Origin of the sequence: Acidicapsa acidisoli, from assembly GCF_025685625.1 — a bacterium.
In the GTDB taxonomy this organism is placed as follows: Bacteria; Acidobacteriota; Terriglobia; order Terriglobales; family Acidobacteriaceae; genus Acidicapsa; species Acidicapsa acidisoli.
This window is the reverse complement of record NZ_JAGSYI010000001.1, coordinates 758,217-772,538: the sequence shown is the minus strand read 5'-3', so window position 1 is coordinate 772,538 and position 14,322 is coordinate 758,217. Positions and strand designations below refer to the sequence as shown.

The window sequence follows — 14,322 nt, the reverse complement described above, 5'->3', positions numbered from 1 at the left end:
CCCCTGTTCGAAGCCAGGGAGTAAGCCGGGAGGCCATACATTGCATCGGTTAGAGCTTGCCCTATGGATTCCGCGATGACGTGGTTGGAAAGAGGGAAGTTATTTCTTATTCCAAAGCTTCGGGCTGCGTTTCATTTTCTGACGAAGCAGGGAATCGCGATGGCGGGCAATATGCTCTATGGCCTGCTTTGCGTAAGGATGCTTCCCGTCCCGTCCTATGCCAAGTTTGCCGTGTTGTTTGGCTTTATGGGCTCTTTGACAACTCTGCTCGACGTTGGCATGTCAGGAACGATAACTCCACTCGTGGGCGGCCAGATCGCCAATCTTCCTCTGATTGCCAACTACGTCGCTTCTATCCGCAGAATCGCAGTGCGCATGTACCTGGTTGTTGCTCCCGTCGCGGGAGTGATCTTTGTTCTGTTGGTGCAGAGGCAGCATTGGGGCGCGCTCGTGGTGGCGCAGATGGTTGTTGTGCTGCTGGTAACAACGTGGTTTGCGCGAGTGAGTTCCGCCTATGGCGCAGTATTAATCCTGCGGCGTGACCGCAGCCGCTACTATCGCGCGCAGATCATCGGCAGTCTTGGATCGCTGACTCTTCTGGTGATCTTCTGGGCTCTGCATGGCATGAATGTCTATGTCGGAATTCTGCTGAACGTTGCGCAGACTCTCTTTCTCGCCTTTACCTACTACCGGCGCGCGCGGGAACTGCTGGGAGTCAAGGGCCAGCCAAGCGCACCGCAGGAAAAGGCAATCGTTCGATTGGCAATGCCGAATGTGCCCAGCACGGTCTTTTATGCCATCCAGGGCCAGGTCATGCTGATGTTGATCATTGTCTTTGGGCACAATGTATCGAGTGTGGCCAGCATTGGCGCGTTGGGCCGATTGGGCCAGATTCTTGTATTGTTTTCGCAGATGAATATTATTCTGGCCGAACCGTTCTTCGCAAAGCTCGAGAAGGCGCGGCTCAAACGGATTTACCTATTGGCCGTGGGGTTGGTGGCTCTTGGTGTGGCGGCATTTTCAGCACTGGCCTTTCTCTTTCCCGAGGCCTTTCTCTGGATACTGGGACCGCACTACAGCCAACTGCGGGTTGAGGTTGGTCTGATGGTTCTCAGCTCTTCCATTCAATATCTCAGCGGATTCTTATGGATCGTGCATTCCTCGCGCCGCTTCGTCTATTGGTGGGTCACGATTGCCAATATAGCTCTTATCCTGGCAGTGGAGGTGCTGTTTATTTGGAAGGTAGATCTCAGCATAGTGCGGAATGTTCTGATCATGAATGTCGCGTCGGCGCTGGTCTCACTGGCGGTCAATCTCTCCTGCGGCGTTTACGGATTCTTGCGAGGCGGGCAAGAGCTACATCAGCCGGGGCTGCAGGAAAGCCTGGAGTCCGGAACGTAGGCCATGGGGAAAGCTATAGGAATGACCGAGGAGTTAATGACACTGCCATGCAATGAGCAGGTGATTTGCACGCTTTACGAAGGGGACTATCACTTCGGCCTAGCCGCATTGATCAACTCGATTGTCAGGGGCGGCTTCCGGGGATTGTTTTGGGTAGGCTATCGGGGTGAGCTGCCGCCTTGGACGACACAGTTGCAACTGCGAGCGGACGGCCTCTACCAGGTTGGAGAAGCGTTGCTTAGCTTTGAATTGATCGACCGCTCCGGCCACTTTACCCAGTTCAAGCCGGAGTTCATGAGCACGATTATCGATCGAGGGATCGCAAGGAAGTACCTCTGGTATTTTGATCCGGACATTACGGTCCGGTGCGAATGGGAATTCTTCGAACGATGGGTCCGCTTTGGAGTCTGTCTTTGCCAAGAAATCACTATGGGGGTGATGCCTTCCAATCACCCGCTTCGTTGCGAATGGATGGAAATAGTCAAGAACCACGGCTGGGGAGAAGTTGTCAGTCAGCAGGAGCGTTACTATAACGGAGGTTTTGTCGGACTGGGTCTGGAGCATCGGGCATTCGTGGAGACGTGGAAAGCTGCAATGCGGGTTGCTGCTTCGGCGGGAGTCAACGAAAACCACATACAGCATGGCACTCGGACGGAGGCGTTTTTCTCCACGGATCAGGACGCATTGAATGTGGCCGCGATGTACGCCAAGACGCCATTGACGACAATTGGTCCAGAGGGGATGGGCTGGGTTCCCGGAGGCTTCACCATGTACCACACGGTGGGGAGAAAGAAGCCCTGGCGCAAGAAGTTTGTCAGCTCCGCTTTCTCCGGTAATCCACCCTGGAACGGCGACAAGCATTTCCTGGAGTGTGCTGAGGGCCCTATCCAGCCGTTCACCCCGGCGCGGTTGAAGAAAATGCGCCGGGCGGCACGGTTGGCGAGCTTTGTCGGACGGTTTTACGCCCAACAATAGGGAAGCTGAAGTGAGCCTGAGGATCGATCTTCCGTATTCAATACCCAACGGTCAGGCCTAGGAATCAGGCGCTGCGCCGAAATGGAAGGAGCGGACTCAGGAGAAATGCCGCGGATCGCTGGAGTACTCGGAACCACGCGCCACAATCAGCGGCATCGGCGTTTCGCGAGGGCGCGATGGCTGGATTGCGCGCAGGCTCTGATCTGTCACGAAACGCCCGCATTTCAGCGAGCGCCTGTTTGACCTGGGCGCGGAGAATCTCCGCGTCGAGAACACACGAGCGCATATAAGCAGAGACCGATATGCCAGATTCATCGGCCCGGTCACGGAGTTGAGCAAATTCCACCTCCGTAAGCCGGACGGAGACGACGGCTCGCCTTTGCGGCAATTGCAGGGCTTGAGGCCGTAACTTCTGCAGATACGGTCCCGGAGCCTCCTGGTTCGACAGACGATGTCCTTTCGCTCGCGACGTCTTCGGCCCAACTATGGACGGAGCCGACGATTTTCCCTTCTGTTTGCTCTTGGACAGCCCCGTGCGATTTAGGGATTTGGCCTGCTTTGTCTTCCTTGATGCGTTGGCAATCTCCAGATCAGGACCGGTTGGCCTGCCGGATTTGGCATGTCCTGCCGGGGCAATGTTTGCAGAATCGACCCCGAGATGGTTCTGGGGATCGTTCCCGTCTGGTTCGGCCTTCGGGAGATCGTCTTCCGATACATTGCGATGCCGGGTGTGCAATCGCAGCGCCTTCTCGTAACTGATCTGCGCGCCTTCGGATTCCGCTGCGCGTTTACGAGCTTTCGATTCCGGGGCCAAAGGGCGCGTCATTGTGCGGCTGGTTGCGACCGAATTCGCTACAGAGTTTTTCTCCGCGTTTTTCGCCCCGTGCTCGCTCGACGTGAAATAGACTCCGGAGTCCTGCTCGGCGGTCTCGTCTCTGGAACTGCCGGTAAGGCGTTCCAGGAATGGTTCCAGGAATGCGGCGAACTCCTGCTCTCCAGTCTCCGGTGGGGGAACAAAGCGGCTCATGGTCGGAGCATAGCGTGGTCCATGAGCGCCTCATGAGCGAATAGCGCTCGACTGCGGCGCCGTCTTCCCGGAACAGGCTTTGATCCGGTTGCTGGATTGTTTTGGGAATCGAATTTCGTTGCGGTTGAGCTGGAGCTCTATTCTACGAAGCCGCGTGAGCCGGAGCCTCCGGGAGTGCTTCAGGGAGTACTTGACCGGCGATGGGCGTCCGGGGCTCCTCGTGCAGGGGTAGTTCCGGATGAGCCAGCAAAGCTTCGATCTCCGTTGCAGGAAGCGGCGGAGAAAACAGGTATCCCTGGCCATAGCGGCATCCCAACTCCAGCAACATTTTGGACTGCTCTTCGGTTTCAATTCCCTCGGCAACCACATCCATGCCCAGAACACGAGCCAGTTCAAGGATGGTCTGGACGATCTGAAGAGATTGCTGGCCAGCGCTCATGCGCTGCACAAAGGAGCGATCGATCTTGAGAACGTCGAAGGGAAAGAGGTGAAGGTGGCTGAGGGAACTGTAGCCAGTCCCGAAGTCGTCCATGTGCAGGGAGACGCCGAGACGGTTGAGGCTGGTCAGGACCCTGGCTGCTTCGGTCGCATCGGAGATCAGGCTGGATTCCGTCAATTCCAGGCCAAGCTGATTCGCCGATATGCCGGTTTCGAGAAGCAGCGACTCGACGTGATCGGCGAGGCCAATGCGGGAAAACTGGCGGGCGGAAAGGTTTACGCAGACCCGCAGATTCGAAAGCCGGGGCCACTTTTTTTGCCATGTCTGTAACTGGCGGCATGCCTGGCCCAGCCCCCAGTCTCCCAGGGGAAGAATCAGCCCGTTTTCCTCGGCCTGCGGGATGAAATCGAGCGGGGAGACTAGACCGCGCTGCGGATGTTGCCAGCGAACGAGGGCTTCGACTCCGACGATCCTCCGTGTCGTCAACTCCACTTCAGGCTGGTAAAAGAGCACGAACTGGTTCAGGTTGAGCGCGTGGACCATGTCGGCATGTCTCGGCCAGAGCGTGGGTGTGCCCTCATCCTGAGAACCTGCGGTTGCGCCCGCGTACAACGGGTAACTTTCCGGATTGGATTTCAGGTTTTTGCTGATCGCAGGCATGGTGCGGCGCCGATCTCTCAGCTCCAGCTCATCGGTGATGAGAGCCGCCAACTGCTCAAGCAGGCTCAATTCCTGATCGGAAACGCTGTAATTTGACCTGGCTCCGCAGACACACAATGCTCCGACAACGTGTCCGCTCGCTGTACGCACGGGCACCCCGGCGAAGAGGCGCGGGTGGGCGGGTTTCTTGCGGCTGGCGCCGGGATGGCTGTCGGGACGGATGTCTGGATGGTCCTCGTGCGGGATGGCGATAATGGGTTTGCCTTCGAGCACTATTCGCTCGTAGTGCGAGCCATGCCGGGAACGGTTTAGCGGTGATTCCTTCCCCTCGTTTGGGCGCTTCGACTTGATCCAGACGCGGGTTTCGTCCACAAAGGCAAGGTAAGCTGTGTCCAGCTTCATGCAACTCGCGGCCATGCGGGTGATGGCGTCAAAGCAAGGTTCGGGCGGGGTGTCGAGAATCCCCAAATCGTGCAAGGCGTCGAGACGCGCCTTTTCCGCTGCGTCTGGTATCGTCCCAGGTTTGTGTGTGAGTTGGGGCATCGCGGCTCCGGAAGCAATTCAAGGCTCCGGAATAAGGCGAGGTGCGAAGACGACACCGCCCGCCCAATCCGAGAGTCTCTGCTCTCTCTTCATCGGAGGCTGAGAACAAGACATTACAGTACCGATGGTAAGGAAGCTTGGATTACCTTGGGCCTGTTTCCGTCCACAGGAAGGCAAGTTGGTCGGCGTAGTCGTCAATCAATTGCGCTGCCGAGACTCCGGCGCTATGTCCGCTCTTGAGACTGTAGTGAAGCAAGACAGGACGTCCACTGCTGCTGGAGGTCTGCATGAGGGCTGTCATCTTGCGTGCGTGTAGCGGATCGACGCGGGTATCGCTATCGCCGGTGAAGAACATGATGGCGGGATACGCGGTGTCCGGCTTCACGTTCTGATAGGGAGAATACTTACGGATATAAGGGAAATCCTTTTCGTTCTCCGCCGATCCGTACTCGGCTGTCCAGAGGCGGCCGAGTTCGAAGCTCTGGTAGCGGAGCATGTCCAGCAGCGGATAGCCGCACCAGATCGCGCCGAAGAGGTCGGGGCGCTGGGTCATGGCCGCGCCCATGAGCAGCCCGCCGTTGGAGCGGCCGCTGATGGCGAAGTGCGCGGCGGAAGTATAGTGATTGGCGATCAGGTATTCTGCAGCGGCGTAAAAATCGTCGAAGACATTCTGCTTCTTCGCGAACATTCCCTGCTCATGCCATGCTTCGCCATACTCGCCGCCGCCGCGCAGATTGGGAAGCGCAAACCAGCCGCCCTGCGCCATCCAAGCCGCCCACAGCGGGTTCCAGTCCGGTGTTTCGCTGAGATTAAAGCCGCCGTAGCCAGTCATGAGCAACCGCTCGCTGCCGTCCGTCTTCAGGCCTTTTTTTCCGGCAACGAACATGGGAATGCGCGTACCGTCTTTTGATTTGTAGAAGACCTGCTTCAACTCATATTCGCTGGAATCGAAGGGCGTTTTGGGCTGCGCGAAGATCTCCCGCTTGCCGGTCGTAGTGTCGTAGCGGTAGATGGTCGGGGGCTGAATGAAGGATTGAAAGCTGTAGAAGCCGTATCGGTCCTTCGCGGAGCCGCTGACAACGGAGGCGTCTCCAATACCGTCATACTGGATGGCGCCGGTCGCCTTGCCTTGCAGCGTGTAGATGGTGGTTTCGGATTTGACGTCCTTCAGGCGATGGACGAAGAGCTTGTTGCCAACGATATTGGCGCCGTCCAGCACGTCGGGGCCCTCGGGAACGATGGTCTCCCAGGCGTCCGGGGCAACGCCGCCGGGGATGGCCCTGAGAATGCGGCCGTTGGGAGCCTTATAGTCGGTGCGGACGAACCAGTCGCCGTTGGAGTAGAGCGGTGCAAAGCGCGAGTCGGTGCCCCAGATGAGGAGATCGAAGGGATTGCCGGGCTTCTTGAGGTCGCGGAACACGATATCGACGCGTTTGGCAGGCACGCCGCGGCTGATCGTAACGGCGAGATAGTGGCCGTCATCCGTCACTTTGGCGGAGATCAGGTCCATCTCGGCCAGCGGCTCGCCGCGGAATTCGCGGCCAAAGACAAGGATGTCGCTGCTGGGGCGAGTGCCGAATTTGTGGAGGTAAACAAGGCAACCTTTGTGGGTAAAACGGGAGTAATAGACGCCGCTTAGGTCGGGCGCGAAGTCGACGCTCTGATAGCGCTCGGCGGGCAGCGAATCCTCCATCGATTTGCGCGTTTTAACGTTGAAGATATGGACTTCCTCTTCATCCGCGCCACCCTCGCGGACTCCGTAGATGAGCAGGCTGCCGTCCTGAGAGACTTCGAGAAGCGAGACGGAGGTGTTGGGATCACGGCTCAGGGATGCCGGATCAATCAGGCGGATGTCTTTTCCCACTTCGGACGTGGTCTGCTTGGCGGATTTGGGGATGGATTTGACTGCACTTGAAGCGGCCCAGCCATGACGCATGAAGATCGAAGGCTGCTCCTCACCCGAGAGGCGCTTGGTGAAAAAGTAGCTGTCGCCGCGTTGAATGGGGGTGGTCCAGGTTGTGACATGCACCAGCGCATCCAGATTGTCGGCGAACTCGGGGCGAACCTTTGCCTGCTTGAGGTAGCGATCCGTATACGCGATCTGTTTGTCGAGGAAGTCGCGGGTTTCGGCGCTTTTTGCGTCTTCCAGCCAGCGATAGTTGTCGGTGATCTTCGTACCGTAGTAGTTGTCGACAACGGGAATGGCATCAGCGGCTGGCGGCGACGGTAGATGGATATGGTCGCCGCCCCGAATTGTGTCGCGGGCCGGTTCCTTGGGTGATTCCTTGGCTGTCTGAGCAGCGATTGCAACAGGAGTCAGGGCAGTGGTAAGAACGATAGCTAAGGCAATCCAATCGGTCCGCATGATAAGCTCCGCTTCCACAACAATACATTGGTCAAACATTTGTCCGGACGTTGGTTCCGCACAGCGTGGGCACGCTGGATGCGGGCGTGATCGAAGTGGCCGCAACTGTAGAATCAATCCAGTGGCCAAGCTTCCGCCAGAGGATTTTCTACCCGGCATCGGACCGCAAGATCCTGTCGAGGACATTGTGCAATCGCGTCCGATGACGGTGACGTCCGCTCCGACCGAGGATGGCGCGCGTCCGTCGAAAATTGCACGGGTGTTGCGTTTGCTTCGTCCCTCGCACAGCCATACTGCTTACACGGCGACGGTGCTGCTGATGGCGTCGTCCTTCCTGTCGGGCATTATTGGTCTGGTCCGGGGAAAATACATTGCCTGGCTCTTTGGCGCAGGGCCGCAGACGGACGCCTATCAGGCAGCCTTCCGCCTGCCCGACCTGATGAATAACTTCCTGGTGGGCGGAGCGGTATCGATCACCTTTGTCACTATTCTCAACAAATACAAAGAGCGCGGTCAGGAATCCGAGGGCGAGCGCGTCTTATCGATCGTGCTAAGTCTGGTTGTGCTTGTACTGATTGCAGCAACCATCGTCCTTATGTTCCTGGCTGGCCCGTACATCCGCCACACCAATCCTGGCTTTACCCCCGAGCAAGTGGAATTGTCGGCGCGTATGACCCGGATACTGCTGCCGGGGCAAATATTTTTCTTCGCAGGCGGCGTACTGAGCGCAACGCTACTGGTGCGCAAACAGTTTCTCTTTCAGGCGATGACGCCAATTCTTTACAACCTCTGCATTATCTGCGGAGGAATGCTGCTCGCGCGCCGTCTCGGTGTTTCGGCGCTTGCCGTGGGCGCGACCGTCGGCGCTTTTCTCGGCGCCTTTCTCCTCAACGCCATTGGAGCGGCGCGGGCAGGCGTGAAATATCGCTGGGGTATTGACTTGCACCATCCGGGACTGCGCGATTGGCTGCAAATGACTGTCCCTTTGATGTTCGGCTTTACTCTGCCGTTTCTCGACCCATACTTTGCGGGCTACTACGCCTCGCACGGCGCGGGCGATATCACCCGGCTGACAAATGCCAAGCAACTTTTTTCCGCACCGATGGCAGTGTTGGCGCAGGCAGCCGGGGCCGCTTCGATGCCGTTTTTCGCCAAACTCTGGGCGCAGGAAAAGCGATACGATTTCGCCGTCGAAGTAGCCGACTCTGTATCTCGCGTTGCGGCTCTTGGTCTGTTGGCGGCTTCTGCGATGATTGCGCTTGCGCCGGTGCTGGTGGATTTGGTGTTTCGCGGCGGCCTTTATACTTCTGCGATTGCGGGCCAGACCGCGGGATATTTCGCTCTCTTCTCCGTCTCACTCTTTCTCTGGTCAGCACAGGCTATCTATGCGCGGGCGTTCTATGCTTCGGGCACGACGTGGCTGCCGATGCTATCGAGTACGGTGGTCACGATTGCGGCCTTTCCGCTATACGGCATCGGGTATCGCTGGCACGGAGCCGCAGGTTTGGCGGTAGCATCGGACGTTGGGATCGCGCTGCAGACGCTTGCGCTGGCGGTATTGCTGCATCAACGCCGCATGGTGTCGCTGGCCAGCATCGACTATCGGGAGCTGGGCCGATGCCTGGTTGCTGGAGCCGCGAGCGGTGTAGCAGTTTGGGCGGCAGTTTTGGGCGCAACCCATTTTCTGCCCGGACGCAGCCGCTGGATGGACGCTGCGGAGTTGGTGGCAGGCTCCGCGTTATGGTTGGCGATTACCGGCGTGCTGCTGGAGCGGCTGGGATCGGCATTGCCCAGAGCGACGCTCAGGCGGCTTGGCCTTTCCTGAAACCTACGCAGAACCCCGGATTCATCCGGGGTTCTGCGCGATCTCTTGCTCGTTGCGGAATTACGCCTGCACTGCCTTAACGGGCTCGGCTGCCGGTGCTGGTGCGCCTGACTTGGCATCGGGCTTGCGGATGTCGATGCCGCCTTTGAAGAAGGCGCCATCTTCGATGCTGATGCGGGCTGCGGTTACGTCGCCGGTCAAAGCACCTTCGCTGCGGATATCGACGCGGTCGGTCGCCGTGATATTGCCGCGCACCTTCCCCAGCACAACGATCTCGCGCGAGGTGATGTTGGCGGCAACCTGGCCGTTACGGCCGACGGTCACGCGATTGCCGGGCAGGTTAATGGTTCCTTCGACCTTGCCATCGATGAAAAGCGACTCGCTGCCGCTGATCTCGCCCTTGATAACGAGACCCTTGCCGATGGTGGCCTGATCGCCGGTCGGAGCTGCCGCGCGCGCAGGCGGCTCATACGTAGGGGCGGGGGTAGCCGTGGGACGAACCGGCTCGGGTGCTGGCGGCACGGACGATGCTCCTGGCTGACTGGGTTTCCACATAAGATTCGGTGACTTCCTTTCCTCTGCAACTTCGGAATGAAACGGATCAAGCCGGTGCGATGACACTCAAAGAAATTCCCCGCGATCGCTCTCACCGCATCGCACAGCTGGCTTGCTTCGATTGTAGCCGCATGGGTGGGCGTAGCGGCCTGATTGCGCGGGAGCGAGGTCGATGCCGAGACTCAAGGCAGGCAACTATTTTCGCGATTTACCGGGAATCATGCCGGTTTTATCCGTTGGACAATATATTTCAATACTGTTTCAAACTGTTCATTCGGCGCTGCTTGCGCTCTACGGAACCGAATGACTTGTCTGAGGAAACAATGAAATTCATGCGAAATCTGATTCGACTCGTAGTTTTCCTTGTGACCGCAGGGGCGGGCGTTACCGTTTCAGTGCAGACAGCGACGCCGGACGCGGCCCCTTTAGATGTCGTTATCGTCCACGGGCACATCATCGATGGCACCGGGTCGCCCTGGTACTCGGGCGATATCAGCATTCGCGCAGGACGCATTGCCGCGATCGGGAATCTGAAGACCCGATTGACGTGCTCTGCGACATCCTGATCAAAGAAAAGGCCTTCACCAACGTTGCGGTTTTCGGGATGGACGAGCCGGATGTTGTGCTTGCACTCAAACAGCCCTGGGTTTCCATCGACAATGATTCGTAGGGCACATCGCCTGATGGCCTGCTCGGCCAGGAACACCCGCATCCTCGGGCCTACGGCACGTTTCCCCGCATTCTGCGCAAGTACGTCCGCGAAGAGCAGGCGCTCACGCTGGAGGATGCCATTCGCAAGTTCACCGCGCTTCCGGCGCAGCGGATGCGCTTTACAGATCGCGGTGTCTTGAAGGAGGGAATGTGGGCGGATGTGGTGATCTTTGACCCGGCAACGATCCGGGATATGGCTACCTTCGAGCAGCCCAATCAGCTTTCGCAGGGCATGGATTATGTGCTGGTCAATGGAGTTCCGGTGATCGCGGCGGGAAAAATGACCGCAGCTCTACCGGGGAAGGTTTTGCGCGGAGCCGGGTATGTAGCGCGATAATTCGCGGTAATAGCGGTTTCAATGCGAATGGTGTGAGACAAATTCAATCGCGGCAGCGGTACCGAGAACCCCGGCCAACGCCGCCAGCGCGATGATCCATCGCTTCGTACGCCTTTGTTTTTCGGCCTTACCGCGGGCGATTTCACGCCGCATTCCGCGACGGAATTCACTCCGCAAGTCTTCTACCAACTCGTCGATGGGAGTCTCCTGGGCGACGAATTCGTCAATTGCATCGTTTGCGGTGTGGCGCGAATGCTTCTCGAATTCTGTGAGGAGTTTGGTCATGCTTCCCTTCGGCCCACCAGTTAGATGCATTAGTGGTGGGTCTGGGTGTAAATCATGATTCCTGCAATCGCAGCAATCAGAAAGAACGCGATAGCGACAAAGAACCAGATCGACAATCCGGCAATGTGTCGGCGCACCAAACGATCGCTGTGGGACGGATCGACCGGCTCCTTGCTGGTCTGAATCCGGCTGACCTCGTGCGTCACTTCGTTCTTTACATCCTGAATCAGTTCCTTAGTCTGATCCTTTATTCCGGAATGGTACTCCGATTCCGGCTTCTCTGCATAAGTGGCCATGACACTCCCTCCTTTCCGATGGCATCCTTCCAACGCCTGGCCCAAGCGAACCGCTTGCAAATCGAACCGATCTTAGCTCGCCGGCGCAACATCGTATGTCCAATTGGAACCACAGTTGTCATTCAAGTACGTCCGCCAAATCAATCTCACCGGCCCCACGTATATACCGTGAGAGCGGATTGGCAGTGGAATGGCCTACTCTGGAAAGATGACGGATCAAGAGTTAAGTCGGCATATCAGCCGCTCGCCCGGTCAGAAGGCGGGTTATAAACAGCTCGTACGCGAGCTGGGCCTTGGCGGCGGCAAAGAGCGACGCGAACTGCTGGAGCAGTTGGATCGAATGACGCTGCGTGGCGAGCTTGCCAAGCTGGACCGTGAACATTGGGCCATCCCCTCGAAAGATTTGAACGCCTCAAAACCGGGCAGTTCCGGAGCGAGCCAGACCGGCGACAACCGGACCCGCGACAGGCAGAGCCGTGACAATCTAGCCGCAGGGCGTCTCGATCTGCATCGGGATGGCTTTGGTTTTGTCCGCCCCAATCCCCAGCCGGGTGCGCGCTCGACCGGAAATGACGACGATATTTTCATTCCTCCCAACGAGATCAACGGCGCGATGCAGGGCGACCAGGTGTTGGTGGAGGTTGGGCCGCCGAAGCGGGATGGTAGGCGCGAGGGGCGGATTGTGCGCGTCCTTGAGCGCCGCAATCCGACCGTAGTTGGGGTCTTCCATTACGCGCGCAAGGGACGCAGAGGCGCTTTTATTCCTGGCGAGCATCGCGGGAACATGGTCACTCCGTTTGACTCGCGGATGAGCCAGCCGATCTTGATTCCCGAGGGTGCGGAGACGCCGGAAGTGTCGGATGGAGCAAAGCATCGCGTTCTGGGCACGGAAGCGCAGTCTGCTGCGGCCTACGACGATCTCGAAGGGTTGGTGGTCGATGTGGAGATCACGAGCTGGCCCACGCCGACTAAACCACCCTTTGGCCGCGTGATCGAGGTGCTTGGCGCGCCCGACGACTTCGGCGTGGACGTTGAGATGATCATCCGCAAGCACCAGTTGCCGCGCATCTTTCCCGAGAACGTGCTTGCGGAAGCGCGCAGCGTGGCTCATCTCGACCAGACCGAGGTGGTTCGCCGCGTTGAAGCAGGGCACGATTTTCGGAATCTGCCGATTGTCACGATTGACGGCGCGACGGCGCGCGACTTTGACGATGCTGTATTTGTCCGTCAGATTCCAGAAGGCGGATGGGAGCTGCAAGTCCACATCGCCGATGTCGCCGAGTATGTACGCCCTGCGACGGATCTGGATCTTGAGGCCCGTTTGCGCGGAACCAGCGTCTACTTTCCGGACCGTGCAATACCGATGCTTCCGCATGAGCTTTCAACCGATATCTGCTCGCTGCGTCCGCAGGAAGACAGGCTCGTTCTGAGCTGCCTGATGCGCCTGACCGACGATGCGCGACTGGAAAGCTTCGAAATTGTCGAAGGCGTGATCCGCTCGGCAGCGCGCATGACTTACACCGAGGTCCACACAATTCTGGAAGGCGACGAAGCGACCCGCGCCAAATACCACGATCTTGTCCCGGAATTTGAGCGCATGCGCGAGCTTGCAGGACGGCTCAACAAGCGGCGGACCGAGCGCGGCAGCATTGACTTCGACCTGCCGGAGCCTGTGATCGAGTTCGACGAGATCGGCCAGATGCAGGGGGTCTCGCGCGCGGAACGAACATGGGCTAACCGTCTGATTGAGGAGTTCATGCTGGCCGCTAACGAGTGCGTCGCTACGTGGCTCGAAGACCTCGGCATGCCGTCGATCTACCGCATTCACGAGAAGCCGGACCCGCGCAGGGTGGTCGATTTTGAAGACGCTGCGGCGGCATTTGGCTATTCGCTGGGTCTGGGAGCGCTGCCGGTGAAAAAATTCCAGCCGAGGGGAGATCGCCGCGAACAGCAGCGAACCGGACGCAACCAGCGCGACGCCAGTTCCTACGAAGTTCCGGAAGACGTTGCGGTGACGCCGCGCATGTATCAGAAGCTGAGCGCGCGTATCGCAGGCAAGCCAGAGGAGCGGATTTTGAGCTACCTGATGCTGCGTTCGCTCAAGCAGGCGCGGTACTCGGAGATCAACGAAGGCCATTTCGCGCTGGCTGCGCCCAGCTACACGCATTTCACCTCGCCAATCCGCCGCTACCCGGATCTGATCGTGCATCGCATCAGCAAGAGCCTGCTGCGCGAAGGCGTCTCAGGCAAAGGCGCTATTGGCGAAGATCGCCATAATTCGCCCTGGTCGCATACAAGTGAGGGTTTGGGAGCAAAATTCGGCATTCGCGATCTGCGTCCGCCGAAGCAGGTCGCGGTTCCTTTAGGCCCTCCGATCCCCGAGGCCGAGTTGGCAGCCATCGCCTCCGAAACCAGCATTACGGAACGTCGCGCCGCCGACGCTGAGCGCGAATTGGTCGAGTGGAAGAAGGTTCGCTTCATGCAGGATCGCGTCGGCGAGGAATTTGAGGCGATGGTGCTGAATCCAGCGAAATACGGCCTGTTTGTGGAGTTGAAAGACCTGTTTGTCGAAGGCTTGGTGCCGATTGAGACGCTGGTCAGCGACCGGTTCACGTATCGCGAAAACACCCGCGAGATTGTTGGCGCGCAGACCGGTCGGGTTTACCGCGCGGGCGACCAGGTGCGGGTGATTCTGGACCGCGTCTTGGCGCTCGAACGCAAGCTGCAATTTGCACTTGTAGAAGCCCCCCCGCTCAAATCGAAGAAGGGCGGCACAATTGCCGGCAAGCCGCCGAAGAAGACTGCGATTACGAAGTCAGGCAAAGCCAAAGCCTCCCGGAGGGAAGCCACGCGCCCCGGCGGCAAGCGAAAATTCTCCAAGAAAGGGCGGCCGCGCAAGTAAG

Annotated in this window: 12 protein-coding genes; 6 read left to right on the top strand and 6 right to left on the bottom strand. The window is 58.5% G+C overall.

Annotation, left to right across the window (positions count from 1 at the left end; translation table 11 throughout):
- The first annotated feature begins 75 nt into the window (after positions 1-75).
- Together OHL23_RS03215 and OHL23_RS03210 are read left to right on the top strand one after the other, a co-directional pair.
- On the top strand, positions 76-1,401 hold the full coding sequence (locus OHL23_RS03215) for a polysaccharide biosynthesis protein (protein ID WP_263350326.1): 1,326 nt from the start codon (positions 76-78) through the stop codon (positions 1,399-1,401).
- A gap of 3 nt (positions 1,402-1,404) precedes the next feature.
- Positions 1,405-2,376, top strand: a complete 972-nt coding sequence (locus OHL23_RS03210; protein ID WP_263350325.1) for a hypothetical protein — start codon at positions 1,405-1,407, stop codon at positions 2,374-2,376.
- Positions 2,377-2,440: 64 nt separating this feature from the next.
- Here the strand turns inward: OHL23_RS03210 and OHL23_RS03205 are convergent, their stop codons facing one another.
- The 3 genes from OHL23_RS03205 to OHL23_RS03195 all read right to left on the bottom strand — a co-directional run bounded on the left by OHL23_RS03205 (position 2,441) and on the right by OHL23_RS03195 (position 7,410).
- Positions 2,441-3,403 (bottom strand): plasmid mobilization protein, encoded by a 963-nt coding sequence (locus tag OHL23_RS03205; protein WP_263350324.1) that lies wholly within the window; start codon positions 3,401-3,403, stop codon positions 2,441-2,443.
- Between the two features lie 142 nt (positions 3,404-3,545).
- Positions 3,546-5,045: a bifunctional diguanylate cyclase/phosphodiesterase gene (locus tag OHL23_RS03200; RefSeq protein ID WP_263350323.1), complete on the bottom strand. Its 1,500-nt coding sequence runs from the start codon at positions 5,043-5,045 to the stop codon at positions 3,546-3,548.
- A gap of 142 nt (positions 5,046-5,187) precedes the next feature.
- Positions 5,188-7,410: a prolyl oligopeptidase family serine peptidase gene (locus OHL23_RS03195; RefSeq protein WP_263350322.1), complete on the bottom strand. Its 2,223-nt coding sequence runs from the start codon at positions 7,408-7,410 to the stop codon at positions 5,188-5,190.
- Between the two features lie 121 nt (positions 7,411-7,531).
- Between OHL23_RS03195 and murJ the strand changes: the two genes are divergently transcribed.
- Positions 7,532-9,235 (top strand): murein biosynthesis integral membrane protein MurJ, encoded by a 1,704-nt coding sequence (gene murJ / locus OHL23_RS03190; RefSeq protein ID WP_263350321.1) that lies wholly within the window; start codon positions 7,532-7,534, stop codon positions 9,233-9,235.
- 60 nt (positions 9,236-9,295) lie between these two features.
- Here the strand turns inward: murJ and OHL23_RS03185 are convergent, their stop codons facing one another.
- Positions 9,296-9,790 carry a bactofilin family protein gene (locus OHL23_RS03185; protein WP_263350320.1) on the bottom strand — a complete coding sequence of 165 codons (495 nt, stop codon included), beginning with the start codon at positions 9,788-9,790 and terminating at the stop codon, positions 9,296-9,298.
- Positions 9,791-10,122: 332 nt separating this feature from the next.
- Between OHL23_RS03185 and OHL23_RS03180 the strand changes: the two genes are divergently transcribed.
- Together OHL23_RS03180 and OHL23_RS03175 are read left to right on the top strand one after the other, a co-directional pair.
- Positions 10,123-10,356, top strand: a complete 234-nt coding sequence (locus OHL23_RS03180; RefSeq protein ID WP_263350319.1) for a hypothetical protein — start codon at positions 10,123-10,125, stop codon at positions 10,354-10,356.
- A gap of 122 nt (positions 10,357-10,478) precedes the next feature.
- On the top strand, positions 10,479-10,838 hold the full coding sequence (locus OHL23_RS03175) for an amidohydrolase family protein (protein WP_263351717.1): 360 nt from the start codon (positions 10,479-10,481) through the stop codon (positions 10,836-10,838).
- A gap of 18 nt (positions 10,839-10,856) precedes the next feature.
- Here OHL23_RS03175 and OHL23_RS03170 read toward each other — a convergent pair whose 3' ends face one another.
- Positions 10,857-11,123, bottom strand: coding sequence for a hypothetical protein (locus tag OHL23_RS03170; protein WP_263350318.1), 267 nt, complete (start codon positions 11,121-11,123; stop codon positions 10,857-10,859).
- 29 nt (positions 11,124-11,152) lie between these two features.
- Positions 11,153-11,419, bottom strand: coding sequence for a hypothetical protein (locus tag OHL23_RS03165; RefSeq protein ID WP_263350317.1), 267 nt, complete (start codon positions 11,417-11,419; stop codon positions 11,153-11,155).
- 208 nt (positions 11,420-11,627) lie between these two features.
- On the opposite strand from OHL23_RS03165, the gene OHL23_RS03160 reads away from it, so the two are divergent.
- Complete coding sequence (locus tag OHL23_RS03160; protein WP_263350316.1) at positions 11,628-14,321, top strand: ribonuclease R family protein; 2,694 nt, start codon at positions 11,628-11,630, stop codon at positions 14,319-14,321.
- Position 14,322: the final 1 nt, after the last annotated feature.